Annotated in this window: 12 protein-coding genes; 4 read left to right on the top strand and 8 right to left on the bottom strand. The window is 69.3% G+C overall.

Annotation, left to right across the window (positions count from 1 at the left end; all coding sequences use genetic code 11):
* Window positions 1–24: 24 nt before the first annotated feature.
* Window positions 25–5,400, bottom strand: coding sequence for a pullulanase-type alpha-1,6-glucosidase (gene pulA / locus ACZ4MF_RS01370; protein ID WP_467488704.1), 5,376 nt, complete (start codon window positions 5,398–5,400; stop codon window positions 25–27).
* 247 nt (window positions 5,401–5,647) lie between these two features.
* On the opposite strand from pulA, the gene ACZ4MF_RS01365 reads away from it, so the two are divergent.
* On the top strand, window positions 5,648–7,669 hold the full coding sequence (locus tag ACZ4MF_RS01365) for a carbohydrate-binding module family 20 domain-containing protein (RefSeq protein WP_467488702.1): 2,022 nt from the start codon (window positions 5,648–5,650) through the stop codon (window positions 7,667–7,669).
* A 55-nt stretch (window positions 7,670–7,724) separates the two neighbouring features.
* Here ACZ4MF_RS01365 and ACZ4MF_RS01360 read toward each other — a convergent pair whose 3' ends face one another.
* Together ACZ4MF_RS01360 and ACZ4MF_RS01355 are read right to left on the bottom strand one after the other, a co-directional pair.
* Window positions 7,725–8,198 (bottom strand): hypothetical protein, encoded by a 474-nt coding sequence (locus ACZ4MF_RS01360; protein ID WP_467488700.1) that lies wholly within the window; start codon window positions 8,196–8,198, stop codon window positions 7,725–7,727.
* 21 nt (window positions 8,199–8,219) lie between these two features.
* A complete protein-coding gene (locus ACZ4MF_RS01355) occupies window positions 8,220–8,936 on the bottom strand; it encodes a DNA-binding protein (protein WP_467488698.1) in 717 nt (238 codons plus the stop codon).
* 114 nt (window positions 8,937–9,050) lie between these two features.
* Here ACZ4MF_RS01355 and ACZ4MF_RS01350 point away from each other — a divergent pair, with 114 nt between their 5' ends.
* Both ACZ4MF_RS01350 and ACZ4MF_RS01345 read left to right on the top strand, forming a co-directional pair.
* Window positions 9,051–9,704 carry a hypothetical protein gene (locus ACZ4MF_RS01350; protein WP_467488696.1) on the top strand — a complete coding sequence of 218 codons (654 nt, stop codon included), beginning with the start codon at window positions 9,051–9,053 and terminating at the stop codon, window positions 9,702–9,704.
* Window positions 9,705–9,714: 10 nt separating this feature from the next.
* Window positions 9,715–9,957 carry a DUF6087 family protein gene (locus ACZ4MF_RS01345; RefSeq protein ID WP_467488694.1) on the top strand — a complete coding sequence of 81 codons (243 nt, stop codon included), beginning with the start codon at window positions 9,715–9,717 and terminating at the stop codon, window positions 9,955–9,957.
* Here the strand turns inward: ACZ4MF_RS01345 and ACZ4MF_RS01340 are convergent.
* The 5 genes from ACZ4MF_RS01340 to ACZ4MF_RS01320 form a co-directional block, all read right to left on the bottom strand.
* Window positions 9,954–11,339, bottom strand: a complete 1,386-nt coding sequence (locus tag ACZ4MF_RS01340) for an alpha-amylase (protein WP_467488692.1) — start codon at window positions 11,337–11,339, stop codon at window positions 9,954–9,956. The genes ACZ4MF_RS01345 and ACZ4MF_RS01340 overlap by 4 nt on opposite strands.
* A gap of 123 nt (window positions 11,340–11,462) precedes the next feature.
* On the bottom strand, window positions 11,463–13,148 hold the full coding sequence (locus ACZ4MF_RS01335) for a glycoside hydrolase family 13 protein (RefSeq protein WP_467488690.1): 1,686 nt from the start codon (window positions 13,146–13,148) through the stop codon (window positions 11,463–11,465).
* Between the two features lie 206 nt (window positions 13,149–13,354).
* Window positions 13,355–14,260, bottom strand: a complete 906-nt coding sequence (locus ACZ4MF_RS01330; protein ID WP_467488688.1) for a sugar ABC transporter permease — start codon at window positions 14,258–14,260, stop codon at window positions 13,355–13,357.
* 19 nt (window positions 14,261–14,279) lie between these two features.
* A complete protein-coding gene (locus ACZ4MF_RS01325; protein ID WP_467488686.1) occupies window positions 14,280–15,284 on the bottom strand; it encodes a carbohydrate ABC transporter permease in 1,005 nt (334 codons plus the stop codon).
* A 101-nt stretch (window positions 15,285–15,385) separates the two neighbouring features.
* Window positions 15,386–16,660: an extracellular solute-binding protein gene (locus ACZ4MF_RS01320; protein ID WP_467488684.1), complete on the bottom strand. Its 1,275-nt coding sequence runs from the start codon at window positions 16,658–16,660 to the stop codon at window positions 15,386–15,388.
* A gap of 320 nt (window positions 16,661–16,980) precedes the next feature.
* On the opposite strand from ACZ4MF_RS01320, the gene ACZ4MF_RS01315 reads away from it, so the two are divergent.
* On the top strand, window positions 16,981–18,015 hold the full coding sequence (locus ACZ4MF_RS01315; RefSeq protein WP_362820526.1) for a LacI family DNA-binding transcriptional regulator: 1,035 nt from the start codon (window positions 16,981–16,983) through the stop codon (window positions 18,013–18,015).
* The last annotated feature ends 30 nt before the right edge of the window (window positions 18,016–18,045 follow it).

Below are 18,045 nucleotides of genomic sequence, written 5' to 3'. Positions count from 1 at the left end.
CCGTTCCGGGACGAGAGCCCGACCCTACTTCCCCGCCCGGGTGAACACCGCCACCGTCCGCGCCGGGACGGAGAACGTGCCCGACCCGGCGGCGTAGGCCGAGGTCTTCACCACCGCATCCGCACCGGAGGCCTGCACCGGATGCAGCCGGTACGGCGTCCCGGCCAGGGCCGCGACGGTCTGCTCCCGCCGCTGCGGGGTGGCGTTGAAGACGACCACCAGGTCGCCGAGGCGCATGGTGATCACCCCGGGCGTCTCGTCCGTGCCGGACAGCGGGAAGGAGAGCGCGTCCTGCACCTGCGCGGCGGTACCGAGGGAGAACGCCCGCTCGGTCGTGCGGATCCTCAGCAGGTCCCGGTAGGCGGCCGAGGCGCCGGTGATGTCCGGGCAGCCGACCCTGACCTGGCTCAGCAGCGGCTTGGCGTACGGCCACTTGGCCTGGTTGTCGGCCGCCATCGGCAGCCCGCGCCCGAAGCCGTTGCCGTCGGCGCAGTTCCAGTGGATGGCGTTGAACCAGTCGCCGCTGTCGAAGGAATTGCGGTCCAGGGACTTCGAGCGCAGCAGGTCGGTGCCCGCCTGGGAGAGGGACGGGCCCTGCGAGAGGGCGGCGGTCGCCATCGCCAGGACCTGCATCCGGGCCCGGTCGGCGGCGCTCGTCCGCGCGGGCAGCTTGTAGGTCAGCGCGTCGAACAGCGACTCGTTGTCGTGCGCGTCGACGTAGGCGAGGGCGTCGCCGGGCGCGTCCGCGTAACCGGCGGGCGAGCCGTTGTAGTCGATCTCCGCTCCGGTGACCGCCCTGCCGTCGGTGTCCGTGAACCGGTACTTCGCGAGGTTGCCGCTGAGCCCGACCTTGATCAGGTCCTGGTAGTGCAGCAGCCGGGCCTTCTGCTCGGCCGGGGTGCCGTTGGCGGACGAGGAGTTGGGGTCGGTGTAGAGGCCGGAGGCGAAGCCCTGGACGCCGGGGTCGGCATCGAAGGGGCTGCCGCCGCGGACGGCGTCCCGGGCGCGGTCGGAGAAGGTGGCGATGCCGGTGCCGGCCATGTTCGCCTGGGTGGCCTGCACGAACCGCGCGTCGTTCGCGACCTCGCCGAAGTTCCAGCCCTCGCCGTACAGGATGATCTTCTTGCCGTCGACGCCGTCCTTGGCGGGGGTCAGCCCGTCGAGGGCCTTGCGGACGGCCAGGATGTTGGCCTTCGGGTGGTGGCCCATGAGGTCGAAGCGGAAGCCGTCGACCTTGTACTCCTTGGCCCAGGTGACGATCGAGTCCACGACCAGCTTGCCCATCATCGCGTTCTCGGGCGCGGTGTTGGAGCAGCAGGTGCTGTTGGCCACCGAGCCGTCGGCCAGGAGCCGCTGGTAGTAGCCGGGCACGACCTTGTCGAGCACGGAGGTGTCCGCCTGGCCGCTCGCCGCAGTGTGGTTGTAGACGACGTCCATGACGACCCTGAGACCGTCCTGGTTGAGGGACTGGACCATCTGCCGGAACTGGACCGTGCGGGCGGTGCCGTCCGGGTCGGTGGCGTACGAGCCCTCGGGGACCGTGAAGTGGTACGGGTCGTAGCCCCAGTTGTAGGCGTCCTTCGCGGCGGTCTTCGCCACGCACGCCTGCTGCTGGTCGGAGTCGGCCGGGTAGGAGGCGAGGTCGCAGGCCGGGCTCTGCTGGTCGGCCTTCGTCTCCGGGACGGAGGTGAAGTCGAAGGCGGGCAGCAGATGCACGTACGACGTCCCGGCCCTCGCCAGCTCCCGCAGATGCCTGGACCCGTCGCTGTTCTTGTCGGTGAAGGCCAGATACGTGCCCCGGTCCTTCGCCGGGACGGTCCTGTCCACGACCGAGAAGTCCCGGACGTGCAGCTCCTGGATCTGCGCGTCCTTCATCGGTACGGCCCTGGGCTTGCGCAGGCCCGCCCAGCCGCTCGGGACGAGCGCCCTGTCGTTCAGGTCGACGACGAGGCTGCGCGCGGAGTTCGCGGTGAGGGCGACCGAGTACGGGTCGGTGACCTTGTTGACGACCAGCTTGCGGACGCTGGGCGCCCAGACCTTCACGACGTACCGGTAGGGCTTGCCCTTCCAGGAGGCGGGCCCGGTGACGGACCAGACGCCGGTCGTGTCGTCGCGGTGCATGGCCCTGACCGAGCCGTCCAGCTCCAGTGCGACGCTCTGCGCGGTCGGCGCCCAGACGGAGAGGGTGGGCCTGCCGTCGTGGAAGACCGGCCCGAGCGCTGCCTTGGTGGCACCCGGGTAGAGGTCGTCGAGCACGCCCGCGATCTGCACGCCGGTCGCGGCCAGCACGGCGCCGTTCGCGGCCCGCTGCGAGAGCACGAGCTGGCCGGTCAGCGCCGTACGCACCCGATCCCGGTCACGCGGATCGACGGACCATGCCGTGGAGTCCTTCAGATACGGGAACTTCGCCTTCTGGGCGTCGGTGAGCGTGGTCTTCTCCAGCCGGATCCAGCGCTCGTCGTCGCTGGTCAGCGCCCCGTCCTTGACGGTGATCGAGCCGTCGCGGGAGGAGAGCAGCTGGGTGGAGGCGGCCCCGTCGGCGCCGTTCCAGGCGACCGTGTCCCGGTCGATCCAGACCGCCTTGGACGTGGTCAGGTCGAGCGCGGCCGCGCTGCCCGCCGGCTGCGGGAGCAGGTACTTCTCCTGGCCGTTCAACAGCCACACCTCGTAGCCGTTCGCCTTGAGGTCGAGTGACTGGTCGGCGGCGAGGTCCTTCTCGTCGCCCTTGTGGATGATGTAGCTGAGGCTGGTGGCACCCGCGCCGAGCGGCACCTCGAAGACCGCGCCATAGGCATCAGTCTTGACCGGCTGGAGCGGTTTCGACCAGTCGGTGGGGTTCGCGGCACCCGTCCAGACGTGCAGGCCCCAGCCGTCGTAGTTCCCGTCGGCGCGGTGGTAGTGGAGGACGGCCTTGGTGGTGTCCTGTGCGGGATATCCGGCGGGCCGCTGGGTGAGGACGTCGGCCTTGCCCTGCTCGACCCAGACCTCACCGGTCCTGGTGACGTCGATGCTCCGGTCGGCGGAGACGTCCTTGTCGCCGTTCTTGTCGACGACCAGGAAGCCGACGTTCGAGGCGCCGGGCCTGACCTTGACGTAGGCGAAGGCGCCCCAGGCGTCCCGGCCGGTGAAGGGGTGCCCGGCCGGCCAGGTGGTGGACTCGCCGTCGGCGAGGTCGCCCCAGGCGTACAGGCCCCAGTTGCCGTAGTCGCCGTCGGCGCGCTTGTAGTGGACGATCACGTAGTCCCGCGACGAGGCCGTGGGGACGGGCGTCGCCGGCGGGGTGCCGCTGGTGCTGCTCGCCGTGGCGCTCGCGGTGTGCCCGGCCGAGTCGATCACGACGGCCTTGTAGCGCAGGGCGGTTCCGGCGGGTACGGCCTTGCCGACGGTCTGGGTGACCTTGTACGGGGCGTGGTCGGCGGAGCCGAGCACCTGCCACGGGGCGTCTCCGACCTGGGCCGCGAAGACGACCCGGTCGAGCTGTCCCCCGTCGACGTCGGCCGCGAGGTCCACGGTCCCGGTGGCTCCGGCGGCCGGGGCGGTCAGGGTGATCGCCGGCTTGGCGGCGGGCTCGGCGAGCCGGCCGGCGGCCCGGTAGACGACGGCGGACTCGGCCGGGACGGTGAGGGTGAGTTCACGGTTCCCGCCGGTCCGCACCGAGCCGTCCGCGCCGTAGATCCCCCGGTACGCCATGTCCGCCGACCCCGTCGCGAAGGTGGCCGTCTTCGCGCTGTCCGCGTTGTTGAGGGCGACGACGTACTCGGCGCCCGTCCTGGCGTCCGTCCGGGTGAAGGCGTAGATCCCGGCGCCCTCGGCCGCGTACCGCTCGGTCTGCACGCCGTCGGTCAGGGCCGGGTCGGCCTTGCGGAGCCTGGAGAGGGCGGCGATGTCGCGGTAGAGCGGGGCGCTCGTGTCGTAGGAGTCGCTCGCGTGGGTGCGGGTGGTGCCGATCTCGGGGTCTTTGAGGTAGTCGGCGACCTGGGAGGCGAACATGGTCTGGCGGGCGTCCTTGTCGCCGCCGGAGCCGGTGAAGCCCTGCTCGTCGCCGTAGTAGACGACCGGGTTGCCGCGGCTGAGGAACATCACCTCGTTGGCGAGCCTGTCCTTCTTCAGGATCTCGGCGTCGGTCGCCTTCGGGTTGTCCTGCTTCAGGAAGTGGCCGATGCGGCCCATGTCGTGGTTGCCGAGGAAGGTGACCTGCTCGTAGGCGTTGGCCTTGTCGGTCGTGTACTTCCAGTCGTCGCCGAAGACGCTCGCGAGCTTCTGGGCGCTGCCGCCCTGGGAGGCGTAGGCGCGGGCCGCGTCCTGGAAGGGGAAGTCGAGGGTCGCGTCGAGGCGGCCCTGGGTGACGTACGGCGAGGTCACCGAGGTGTCGCTGTCGTACGTCTCGCCGAACATGAAGAAGTTCTTCCGCCCGTGCGCGGCCGCGTACGTGTCCAGCGCGGTGGCCCACTGCGTCCAGAACTCCATGTTCACGTTCTTGACCGTGTCGATCCGGAAGCCGTCGACGGCGAAGTCCCTCACCCAGCGCTCGTAGATCTGCTCCATGCCGTGGACGACCTCGGGACGCTCGGTCCACAGGTCGTCGAGGCCGGAGAAGTCGCCGTAGGTCGCGGACTCGCCGGCGAAGGTCGAGTCGCCGCGGTTGTGGTACATCGTCGGGTCGTTGAGCCAGGCCGGGACCTTGCTGTCGCTCGTGACCCGCGGGGTGTACGGGAAGGAGTCGCCGGAGACGGCCGGGAACTTCCCGCTTCCGTCCGCGTAGGCGGCGTCGTCGAAGGGCTTCCCGTCCTTGGTCAGGTACGGGAAGGCGCCCTTGGCGAGGTAGTCGGAGGAGTTCTCCTTGTAGGTGACGACGTCGGCGGTGTGGTTGGTGATGACGTCGAAGAAGACCTTCATGCCCTTGGCGTGGGCCTTGGCGATGAGGGTCTTCAGGTCCTGGTTGGAGCCGAAGTGCGGGTCGACCTGGGTGAAGTCGGTGATCCAGTAGCCGTGGTATCCGGCGGAGGCGCCCGCCCCGGTGCCCTGGACCGGCTTGTTCTTGAAGATCGGGGCCATCCAGATGGCGGTGGTGCCGAGGCCCTTGATGTAGTCCAGCTTGCTGGTCAGGCCCTTGAGGTCGCCGCCCTGGTAGAAGCCCTTGTCGGTGGGGTCGTAGCCGGTGGCGAGGCGCGAGCCGGTGAGGCCGCCCCTGTCGTTGGCCTTGTCGCCGTTGGCGAAGCGGTCCGGCATGACGAAATAGAACTGCTCGCGGGTGTCGTCGTGCCGGGCGGGCTGGGCGGCGAGCGCCGCGTCCGACGGGGGTGCGGGCGGGGTGGCTGCGCGGGCCGCCAGTGGCTGGATCAGGGCGGCGGCGAGGGCTGCGGCGGTGACGGCCGCGGCCCGTCTCGCTCTGGGTATCACACGTAACTCCTAGCGAATGCGGCTCTCTTGGGTCCGACCCCGCGCGACCGTATCCCCAACGAAAGCTTTACAGCAAGAGGCTTGAAACTCATAGCAAGAAGTTTCAACGTCAACCTTGACGTGCCCTTCTCAACTGCCGCACGCTCACCGGTTGTTGAACCCCATCCCTTTCTCGGAGCCGCAGATGACCGGAAACCGACACCGACCACCGGGTCCCGCGGGTGTCTTCCGCCGGACGGCCGGGGCCATGGCCGCCGGAGCGCTGGCGCTCGCGGGCGTGCTCGCCCTGCCGGCGACGCCCGCGCAGGCGAGGACGACCGCCAAGGGCGACGTGATCGCCAACCTGTGGGAGTGGAACTGGGACTCGATCGCCTCGGAGTGCACCAACGTGCTGGGCCCGGCGGGCTACGGCGCGGTCCAGGTGGCACCGCCGGAGGAGTCCCTGAAGCAGACGAACTACTACTGGTGGGACGTCTACCAGCCGTACTCCTACTCCCTGAACAGCCGCTTCGGCAGCCAGGCGAAGTTCAGCGCCATGATCACCGCGTGCCACAAGGCGGGCGTGAAGGTCTACACCGACGCGGTGATCAACCACACCGCCGCCCAGACCGGCACCGGCTACAACGGCACGACCATCACGAACAAGTACGCCACACCCAACTGGTCCCGCACCGACTACCACGACTCCAGCGAGTGCCCGACCTCGGACCTGACCATCCAGGACTACTCGAACCTGACCCAGGTCCAGAACTGCGAACTGCTGGGCCTGCCCGATCTGAAGACCGAGTCGGACACCGTCCGCGCGGGCCTCGCGAACTACCTCAACTCCCAGCTCGCCCTGGGCGTGGACGGCTTCCGCGTCGACGCGGCCAAGCACATCCCCGAAGCCGACATCGCGGCGATCGAGGGCAAGCTGACGGACACGACGTCCGGGACGGCACCGTACGTCTTCCAGGAGATCTATCCCGGCTCGACTCCGCAGCCGAGCGACTACTACGGCACCGGTGACGTCCTGGACTTCACCTACGCGAGCACGATGAAGTCGGCCTTCCAGGGCAACGTGAGCGACCTGGCCTCGCTGTCGTCGTCCGGCATCCTGCCCGCCGCCGACTCGGTGTCTTTCGTGACCAACCACGACACCGAGCGCAACGGCCTGCACATGTCGTACAAGGACGGCGACACCTACAAGCTCGCCAACCTCTTCCAGCTCGCCTACCCGTGGTCGACCCCGACGGTGTACGCGAGCTGGGAGTGGACCCAGAGCGACCAGGCCCCGCCGAACTCGTCGGGCATGGTGACGGACACGGACTGCTCCGGCGGCGCCTGGTACTGCCTCGACCGTGACACCGCGGTGGTCGGCATGGTGGCCTGGCACAACGCGACCGACACGGCCGCGGTCTCCAACTGGCAGACCATGTCGTCCAACGTGATCGGCTTCGGGCGCGGCGGCAAGGGCTTCTTCGCCCTCAACAACGGGACGTCGGCGGCGACCTACACGTTCACGACGGGCATGGCCGACGGCACGTACACCAACGTGATCGACGGCGGCAAGACGACCGTGACCGTCTCCGGCGGCAGCGCCTCGATCACCATCCCCGCGAAGGGCGCGGTCGCCTTCTTCAACTCCTCCTACACCTGCACGGTGGGCTGCGGGAACGCCGGCGGCGGCTCCGGCGACACGGTCAGCGCGACCTTCAACGAGTACGCCTCCACCACGTCCGGCACCAACGTCTACGTGGTCGGCTCCATCGCCGCCCTGGGCGGCTGGGACACCTCGAAGGCGGTGGCGCTCTCGTCGTCCGGCTACCCGGAGTGGTCCGGCGAGGTGAGCGTTCCGGTGAACACGTCCTTCACCTTCAAGTACATAAAGAAGGACAGCGCCGGCAACGTCACCTGGGAGTCGAACGCCAACAGGTCGTCGGCGACGGCGACTTCGGCCCTCACCCTGAACAACTCCTGGAACGTGGCGGACACGGACGCCACCGACGTCACCTTCCACGAGAACGCGACGACGGACTGGGGCACCAACGTCTACGTCTCCGGCTCCATCCCCTCGCTCGGCTCATGGAACACGGCCGACGCCATCCCGCTGTCCTCGGCGTCGTACCCGGACTGGAGCAAGCTCGTCATCGTCCCCAAGAGCACGTCCTTCACGTACAAGTACCTGAAGAAGGACGGCTCCGGGAACGTGACCTGGGAGTCCGGGACGAACCGCTCGTACACGACGGGCAGTTCGTCGGGCTACACGACGAGCGACACCTGGAAGTAGCCAGTTCACCGTGGTCCGTACGCAGGCCCGGTCCCCCCTGCGGGCGGACCGGGCCTCAGCGGCTGGCGCCTTCCGGCCACAGCACGCGTACGGGGACCCCAGTCCGTTCCGCATAGGCCACAACATCCGCCGTGCCGCCGTATCCCCGCGCGGGTTTCCCGTCCCACACGGCAATCAGCTCGTCAGCCAGGCCGACAAGGATTTCGGAGCCAGCCATGTGAGCTTCGGAGTTCGACTCGGTCAGCCCGGTCTCGTGCACGTGACCGGCTCGGCGCATGAGTGTGTCGTAAGCGGGATGATGCCAGTCCGGCAGGCTCTCCCGGTACTGGGCGGCGGGCACGACGACCTCAAGCTGTCCGCCGTCTCGGAGAACGGCCTCTGCGAACCAGGTGTCGGGGCCGTCGGCGATGCGCGAAACTGCGACCAGCCCGGCGGTGTCGTACGCACTCACCGCCTCCTCCAGCATGACCCGCACACGTTCTTCGACCTTCGGGCTCAGCCCTCGGTGACCGGTGATCCCCAGCCTCATCCGCCGTTGTCCTCTCTTCTGTCACTGGTATACGTCGTGCAGCCGCTCGTCGAAGTCCCGCACCACCTTGGGCGGCGAACTGGTGGTGAGGCTACGGCGCACCTCCCGCGCCCGCTCCACAACCCGCCCGGACCGGTACTGCAGCCCTGCGTCGAGTGCGCGCCCGGCGAGCGCGAACGCTGCCTCGACCCGGCCGGCTGCGAGGTGCCCGGCCGCGATGTCGAGGACCAGCAGGGCACGTTGCTTCACATGTCCGGTCGCCAGGGCCTCCACATCCTCGGACAGCACCCAGTCCGCAAGGCCGAGCCGAGCACCGCAGGCGACCCGGGTGGCGGTCACCTTCTCGGGATGGAAGGTGAACACCCAAGGCCACGGCGGCGGGTCCTCCGGCAGCGCCTCTGCCGCCGCCCGGGATGCGGTCAAGGCCCTGTCTGCGGCGCGCCGGTCTCCAGCCGCCGCATGGCCGAGCGCTTCCACGCTGGATAGCCACGCCTCCGCCACCGGTGGCGCGCTGTCGCCCAGCGCCCGGCGTGCCGTCCGCACGCGGTTCAGCGCTTCGACACCGTTACCGGCGTGCGCCTCGAACTGCGCGAGGCTCCCGGCCTGGTAGGCCGTGAGCAGCGGGTCACCAGCGCTGCGCGCCGCTTTCGTCGCCGAGCCGTACCAGGCGCGGGCGGACCCGGCGTCACCCATGTCCCAGTACAGCCACCCCGCCAGGCTTGCTGCCTCGCTCGCCACGGCCGCCAGCCGCCCCCGCGCGACGGCGTCCGCGCTCCGGGACACGGTCTGGATGAGCCGCTGTCACGGGCCCCCCGTGAACGCCTGTGCCGACTGGGCCTGTACGTGACCACCGTGATCAGCGATGGTGCGGACGGCTACCCGCCCGCTGCCCCCTACGACCGGCTACTGGCCACCTACGCCGTGCGCACCGTCCCCGCCACCTGGATCACACAGACGCGCCCTACTGGCTTGCTCGTCGTTCCCTGGGGCACCCACTACAGCAACCGTGACGCCGTCGCGCGCCTGGTCGTGAACGACGGCGCCGCCTCCGGCCGGTTCACCCGGGCTGTCGAGTTCATGAAGGACCGCTACGACCGCGCCCCCTGCCCGGACCACGGCGAGTACGTCACCGACTGGCCGGCCGCTGGCAAAGGCACCGCAGACCTTGAACTGGCTGAACTGGACGCCGCCCAGTTCGCGCTTAGCCTGGCCGTGCCGGACTGCGTTCACACTGCCTACCGGGAAGCAGACGGTACCCCGGCCGCCTGGTGGTACAGCATGCGGGACCGCTCGTGGGCCGCCGCCCGCTGGCCGGGCACGGAATCGGCCGACGTCTACCAGTGCGGCCACCGCCGTCTGTGGGACGAGGTTCGGGCGGCCTACCAGTGGTGGGAGCTGCGCGGGCGCCCGCCGGTCGAGCGATACGGGCTCACAATCGACCCGTCCGGCACTACGGTGTGGCTGGATGAGCCGGACCAGCCAGTCCCGCAGACCACAGCAGGGTAGGAGGCGCGCCGTGGACCGAGAGGACGAGCCCCTGGAGACCTGGGCCGAACGCCGCGACCGACGCCGGGCGGCGGACCGCCAGATCACCGGCACCCGCCGCGCCGTCCCCCTCGCCCCGGGGCCGAAGGCAGCCCACGTCAACCCCGAGGGCCCCCGGGCTCTGCTGGAGTGGGACGGGCACGCATGGGTGATGGTAGGCGTTGCAGCCAACGCCTACCACGCCCGCACGTTCCTCGGCAGAACAGCCGACTAACAGCTCGACTTGCCGGCGTAGATCGCCAGCGCCGTGTTCGAGCCCAAGGTGGCGGTGAGCTGCCCGCTGGAGTTCACCGCCACCGTCGTGTCGTTCTGCACGTCGCAGTACGTCCCGGCGGGCAGGGAGGTCTGGTACGTGCGGGTCAGGGCGGAGGACTCGTGGTTGATGGCCACGTAGCCCTTGGCGCCCCGGCCGAACGCGATGGCGTTGTCGCCGTCGTCCCACCAGTGGGAGACGGCCTCGCCCCGGGTCGTGTTGCGGAAGGCGACCATGGACTTGATCTCGGGCCAGGCGTGCTGGCACTTCCAGCCGTCCTGCCAGCAGGCGTTGACCTGGCCCCCGTTGGGCGGTCCGGCGTCCGCGTCGGACCATTCGTAGCCGGAGTTGATGTCGGGGGCGCCGTAGGGCCAGGCGAGCATGAAGACGTTGGCCAGGGTGTAGTTGGCGCCGTCCTTGTAGTTGAGCGTGCTGCCGCCCCGCTCGGTGTCGTGGTTGTCGACGAAGACGCCGGCGACCGAGCTGCTCAGGTAGCCCCAGCCCTCGCCGAAATTGGTGAGGTACGCCAGCTTCTCGGTGTTGAAGACGCGCTTGAGGTCGTAGGCGTAGCGGAACTCCTGGACGTCGCCGTTGCCGGTGTACTCGGAGGGCTGGACGGCCTCGTTCGCTCCGTAGATGACCTCCTGCTTCCAGTAGACGGAAGGGTTCGTCAGGCGGGACTTGATGTTGGCCAGGTCCTCGGCCGGAATGTGTTTGGCGGCGTCGATGCGGAAGCCGTCGGCGCCGAGCGAGAGCAGGTCGTTCATGTAGCCGGCGATCGTCTTGCGGACGTACTCCTCGCCGGTGTCCAGATCGGCCAGGCCGACGAGTTCGCAGTGCTGGACGTTCCAGCGGTCCTGGTAGTTGGTGACCGGGGAGGTGCAGTCGTCGAAGTCGGGGTACGAGTACAGGCCCGGGTAGTCGTACTTCGTGTACGACGAGCCGCCGGTGCCGGTGCCGCTGCCCGCCGACATGTGGTTGATGACGGTGTCGACCACGACCTTCACCCCGGCCGCGTGACAGGTGTCGATCATGTTCTTGAAGGTGGTCCGGTCACCGAGCCGGCCCGCGATCCTGTACGACACCGGCTGGTACGACGTCCACCACTGCGGGCCCTGTATGTGCTTGGCGGGCGGGGAGACCTGGACGTAGCCGTAGCCGGCGGGGCCGAGGCTGGTGGTGCACTCGCGGGCGACCGAGGCGTAGTTCCACTCGAAGAGGACGGCGGTGACGTCCTTGGTGCCGGGCGGGGAGGCCTCGGCGGTCGTCGGGTTCATGCCAACCGTGAGGCCGAACGTGGCCATGGTGAGCGCGAGTGCCGTGGGGAGTGTCCTGCGTGCCATGTGGGGGTTCCTTCACCGTTGAAGGCTCTTGCTGAAAAATTTCAGCCAACTTGCGGTGACGGAGATGTTAAAGGCCCGCCGCCTGAAAAGGCAGCGGGCCGTGTGAAGTTGGTGCAAGAGATTTCAGTGACGGGTGGTGAACCACACCGTCGTGTCGGCCGGCACGGTCGCCTCGCCGTCCGTCGCGACCGGCTCACCGCTGGCCAGCAGGACCCGCCCGTACGCCGGAACGGTCACCGCCTCCCCCGTGGTGTTGGCGACGCACACGAACGCACCCCGGCGGAAGGCCAGGACGCCGTCCGGCGCAGGCAGCCACTCCACCGCGTCGCCCGCGCCGAGCGCGGGGTGTTCCCGGCGCGCGGCGAGCGCGGCCCGGTACAGCTCCAGGGTGGAGCCGGCCACTCCGGTCTGCGCCTCGACACTCAGCTCGGCCCACTCGGCCGGCTGCGGCAGCCAGCTGCCCCCGTCGCCGAAGCCGTACGACGGACCCGTGCGGGTCCACGGGATCGGCACCCGGCAGCCGTCACGGAAGCCGTCCTGGCCGGCGCCGCGGAAGTACGCCGGGTCCTGGCGCACCTCGTCAGGGAGGTCGACCACGTCGGGCAGGCCCAGTTCCTCGCCCTGGTAGACGTACGCCGAGCCGGGCAGCGCGAGCATGAGGAGGGTGGCGGCGCGGGCCCGGGTGAGGCCCAGTTCGCGGTCGCCCGCCGTGCGGATCTGGGTGCCGAGGCCGGGCGGGTTGGCGAAGCGGGTGGCGTGCCGGGTGACGTCGTGGTTGGACAGGACCCAGGTGGCGGGGGCGCCGACGGGGCGCATCGCCTCCAGGGTGCGGTCGATGACCGTGCGGAGTTCCTTCGCGTCCCACTCCGTCGACAGGTACTGGAAGTTGAAGGCCTGGTGCAGTTCGTCCGGGCGGACGTAGTTCGCGGTGCGCTCGACGGTCGGCGTCCAGGCCTCGGCCACGAAAATACGCTCGCCGGAGTACTCGTCCAGGATCGTGCGCCACTGGCGGTAGATCGTGTGCACGCCGTCCTGGTCGAAGAACGGCATGACATCGTTGCCCAGCAGCTTGAGTTGGTCGTGCGCGCCCAGGTCGGGCAGACCGGCGGCCTTCACCAGGCCGTGGGCGACGTCGATGCGGAAGCCGTCGACGCCCATGTCCAGCCAGAAGCGCAGGATCGAGCGGAACTCGTCGCCGACCGCCGGATGTTCCCAGTTGAAGTCGGGCTGCTCGGGTGCGAAGAGGTGGAGGTACCACTCTCCGGCCGAGCCGTCGGGTTCGGTGACCCGCGTCCAGGCCGGGCCGCCGAAGATGGACTCCCAGTCGTTGGGCGGGAGTTCGCCGTCCTTCCCCTTGCCGGGGCGGAAGTGGTAGCGGTCGCGCAGCGGCGAGCCCGGGCCTTCGGCGAGGGCGCGCTTGAACCACTCGTGCTGGTCGGAGGAATGGTTCGGGACGAGGTCGACGATGATGCGCAGGCCCAGCTCGTGCGCGTCGCGGATCAGCGCGTCGGCGTCGAGCAGGTTGCCGAACATCGGGTCGACGGCCCGGTAGTCGGCGACGTCGTAGCCGGCGTCGGCCTGCGGGGAGGCGTAGAAGGGGCTGAGCCACACGGCGTCGACGCCGAGGTCGCGCAGGTACGGCAGGCGGGCGCGGATGCCTGCCAGGTCGCCCATGCCGTCGCCGTCGCTGTCCGCGAAGCTGCGGGGGTAGACCTGGTAGATGACCGCGTCCCGCCACCAGTCGCGGCGGTCGGCGACGGCGGCTGCGGTGGAGTGGGGGGCCGGTGCGGCAGGGTGCTGCTGGCTCATGGCGTCCTTGATGGGTAAGCGAGTTCTGGTCATGGGCGCGTGGGTACGGCGACGGTTGCCGGGGACCGGGGGTGGTGTGCGAGGCGGCCGCGGTCACAGTGGGGTCTGGGGGTCCCCCCGGCTCGAACGAAGCCGAGAGCTGGGGGAGGAGACCGCGCCGCCTACCCGCGCACGCTGTGCGTGGGAGCCTCTCTTCCTGAGGGCCGTCAGCCCTTCGTGCCGCCCGCGGTCAGGCCGGTGACGAGGTTCTTCTGCACGAGGTAGAAGAACGCCGACACGGGTATCGCGATCAGCACCGCGGTGACGGCCATGTAGTTCCACTGGGCGTCGTGCTCGCTGACGAAGGTCTGCAGGCCCACGGCGAAGGTGTACTTCGAGTCGTCCAGCATGAAGGTCGTCGCGAAGGCGACCTCGCCGACGGCGGTGATGAAGTTGTAGAAGGCGGCCACGGCCAGGCCCGGGCGGGCCAGCGGCAGGATCAGCCGGAAGAAGGTGCCGAACGGGCTGAGCCCGTCGACGCGTCCGGCCTCGTCTATCTCGAAGGGGATGGTGTCGAAGTACCCCTTGAGCAGCCAGGCGCTGTACGGCACGGCCGTGGTGCAGTTGATGACGATCAGCGCCCAGTAGGTGTCGATGAGATCCAGCTCGCTGAAGATCTCGTACATCGGCACGATCAGGATGGCGATCGGGAAGGCCTGGGTCAGCAGCAGGACCCACATCAGCTGCTTGTAGCCGGGAAAGCGCATCCGGGAGACCGCGTAGCCGGTGGTGGCGGCGACGAAGACGCCGATCAGGGTGGTGCCGCCGGCCACGATCATCGTCGACTTGAACCAGTCGAAGAAGCCGGTGTGCTGGAGCACGAAGCTGTAGTTCGAGAACGTGAGCTTGCCCAGGATCTTGCCCGGGTGGAGATAGTCGTCCTTCTCGGGCCCGAGGGACAGGAAGATCAGCCAGGCCACCGGGGCGAGCGCGATCAGGCTGGCGACGGCGAGGCCGCCGTGCAGCAGGGCGGTGCCGAGCGGGCCGCGCTCGCCGCGCCGGCGCACCCGGCGCGCGGGCTGGGCGGCGGGGGCCGGTGCGGCCACTGTCTCTTCGAGGGTCGTGGTGCTCATGGCGGCGGCTCCTGCGGCGTCAGACGGCGAGCTGGTCATTGCGCTTCAGCCAGCGGAAGTAGAAGGAGGTGAAGACGGTGATGATCGACAGCAGCAGTACGCCGTACGCGGCGGACTGGGCGAAGTCGCGCGGCTGTTGGCCGAAGCCCAGGAAGTAGGCCCAGGTGACGAGGATCTGTGCGTCCGGTGCGCTGGTCGGGCCGAACAGCAGGAAGATGATCGCGAACTGGTTGAAGGTCCAGATGATGCCGAGGAGCACGACGGTGGAGCTGACGGACCGCAGGCCCGGCAGGGTGACGTGACGGAAGCGCTGCCAGGCGTTCGCGCCGTCCATCTCGGCCGCCTCGTAGAGGGAGGAGTCGATGGACTGCAGGCCGCCGAGCAGCGAGAGCATCATGAACGGCACACCGCACCAGGTGTTGACCATGATGGCGGCGAACCGCTGCCAGAAGGTGTCCTCCAGCCACTGCGGCTGGGGCAGGTGCAGGGAGTGCAGGACCTGGTTGATCACTCCGGAGTCGGAGAGCATGATCCGCCAGGAGAAGACGGTGACGAAGGTCGGCACGGCCCAGGGCACGACGAGCAGCACCCGGTAGAGGGTGCGTCCGCGCAGCTTCTCGTTGAGCATGAGCGCGAGGCCCAGGCCGAGGGTGTAGTGCAGGGCCACGCAGGCGGCGGTCCACACGACGGTCCACAGGAAGTGCGACCAGAAGCGGTCGTACGACAGCGGGCCGAACAGGATGTCCTTGTAGTTGCCGAGGCCGATGAACTTGTAGGTGGCCGCTATGTGGTTGACGCCGATCGTGCGCGCCGAGTTGAGGCTGTTGGCGTCGGTGAGGGTGAGGTAGACGCCGCGGATCAGCGGGTAGGCGACGATGCCGGCGAGCACGAGGACCACCGGGGCGATCATCGCGTACGCGTACCAGTACTTCTGGTAGCCGTGTCTGATGCGCTGCCCCAGCCCGGGCCGAGGCGCGCGGTCACCGCGGCGCTTGCCGGTCGCGCGGTCGATGGCGACTGTCATGGTTCGACACCTTCAGAGATCAAGGAGGGTGGGCCGGGCACAGGGCGGTGGCCGCCGGGTCCCCCTCCCGCCTCGGCGGAGGACCCGGCGGCCACGCGGGCTTACTTGCTGAAGTCGGGCACCAGCTTGGCGATGGCGACCTGCGCGTTGCTCAGGCCCTGGTCCAGCGACTCCTTGCCACCGGCGATCTTGGGCAGCTCGGTGTCGAGCGGACCCCACAGGGAGCTGTACTCGGGCAGCGCCGGGCGCGGCTGGGCGGCGGAGAGGACGCCCTGGTAACCGGCGATGCCGGGGTCGGACTTGACCTGGGCGGTGTAGGCGTCGGTGCGGGTGGGCAGGGTGGAGTTCTTCAGGGCGATGGTCTCCTGGGACTTCGCCGAGGTCATGAACTTCACGAACTTCAGGGCGGCGTCCTGGTGGGCCTTGTCGGAGCCGGCGTAGACCGAGAGGTTGTGGCCGCCGGTCGGGGCGCCCGCCTTGCCGGTGGAGCCGGTCGGGACGACGGCGATGCCGAGGTTGGACTTGTCCTTGAAGGCGCTGCCCTTGTAGAAGTTCGTGATCTCCCACGGACCCTGGATGATCGCGGCGACCTGGCCGTTGACGAACGCGTCCGAGATGTGGGCGTAGGCGTCGGCGGTGGTATCGGCCTTGTGCAGGCCCTGTCCCGAGAAGAGGCTCAGCCAGGTGCCGTAGGCCTTCTTCGCGGCGGCGGAGTCGACGGTGATCTTCTTGGCGGCGGCGTCGACGGTGTCGGTGCCCTCGCCGTAGAGGAACGGCTCGCCGTAGTAGGCCTGGGTGGAGCCCCAGTAGCCGTACACCTTGTCCTTGGTGTCGATCTTGGCGGCGTCCGACTTCAGCTCGTCCCAGGTCTTGGGGGCCTCGGTGATGCCGGCCTTCTTGAACAGCGCCTTGTTGTAGACGAGCGCGAGGGTGTCGGTGACCAGCGGGACGCCGTAGGTCTTGCCCTCGTACTGCGCCTGCTTGATCAGGTTCGGCTCGAAGCTGCTCTGCTCGGAGAGGGCCTCGGTGCCGTCCAGCGGCAGGAAGTAGCCCTTCTTCGCGAAGGCGGGGGTCCAGCCGACCTCGGAGCGCAGGATGTCCGGGGCGCCCTTGGAGCCGGCCGCGGTGTCGAACTTGTTCTGCGCCTGGTCGAAGGGCACGTTGACGTACTTGACCTTGATGTTCTTGTTCTGGGCCTCGAACTGCTGGACCAGGGTCTGGTACGTCGGCGCCTCGTTCGTGGCGTTGGAGGTGTCCCACCAGGTGATGGTGACCGGCCCGCCGGCCTTGCCGCTGTCACTGCTCCCGCCGCCGCAGGCCGTCGCCGCGAGGGCGAAGGACGCCACCAGCGCGGAGGCCGCTATGCCACGCCGCATGAGTTCTCCTTGAGGGTTGAGCCCGTGTGGTGCCGACTGCGCCGTTGCGGCCGCCGGGCGACTGGGAACGTAACAGCGTTGTAAGCGTTGCGAAAGACCTTGCAGAAAAAAAGTGCAAGGGAACACGATGGTTACTCTGTTGTGACCGCTCAGCAAAGGCATGTTGCTTGTGCAAGACTCTGCAAGCTCTTGCCACCACCAGGCCGACACAAGGACGAGGAGTGCCCATGGCACAGCAATCCGCACGGGGCCGGCAGGCCGCCCGGGCCCGGCGTCCGGCTGGTGGGCAAGGCGTCATACGACCGGTACAGTCCAGTGCCGTGACCACACGGCTTGCCGACATCGCTGCGCAGGCGGGGGTGAGCGAAGCGACCGTCAGCCGGGTCCTCAACGGGAAGCCGGGCGTCGCCGCCACCACCCGTCAGTCCGTGCTGGCCGCGCTGGACGTCCTCGGCTACGAGCGCCCGGTGCGGCTGCGGCAGCGCAGCGAGGGCCTGGTCGGCCTGATCACGCCGGAGCTGGAGAACCCGATATTCCCTGCCCTGGCCCAGGTCATCGGCCAGGCGCTGACCCGCCAGGGCTATACGCCGGTGCTCGCCACGCAGACCCCGGGCGGGTCGACCGAGGACGAGCTGACCGAGATGCTCGTGGACCGCGGGGTCGCCGGGATCATCTACGTCTCCGGGCTGCACGCGGACACCACCGCCGACATGCAGCGCTACGAGCGGCTGCGGGCGCAGGGTGTGCCGTTCGTGCTGGTGGACGGCTTCTCGCCGAAGGTGCAGGCGCCCTTCATCTCCCCCGACGACCGGGCCGCGATGACGCTCGCGGTGACCCACCTGGTGTCGCTGGGCCACACCCGGATCGGGCTGGCGCTCGGGCCGAAGCGGTTCGTGCCCGTGCAGCGCAAGATCGAGGGCTTCGTGCGGGCCGTGCAGGACCAGCTGGGGCTGGACGCCGCCGCGGTCGAGGCGGAGCTGATCCAGCACTCGCTGTACACCCTGGAGGGCGGTCAGGCGGCGGCGAGCGCGCTCATCGACCGCGGGTGCACGGCCGTGGTGTGCGCGAGCGACATGATGGCACTCGGTGCCATACGGGCCGCCCGGCAGCGGGGGCTGGAGGTGCCGCGCGACGTCTCGGTGGTCGGTTTCGACGACTCCCCGCTGATCGCGTTCACCGACCCGCCGCTGACCACCGTGCGCAAGCCGGTACCGGCGATGGGGCAGGCCGCGGTGCGCACACTGCTGGAGGAGGTCGGCGGAACGCCCGCGCCGCACAGCGAGTTCGTCTTCATGCCGGAGCTGGTGGTGCGCGGTTCGACCGCTTCGGCGCCGAATGTCCTCCGTGCGTCGTAGAAGGTGCGGTTCGGACCCGACCTTGGGATG

Source organism: Streptomyces sp. NPDC025793, from assembly GCF_055558375.1.
This window is presented reverse-complemented; position numbering and strand designations above follow the sequence as displayed.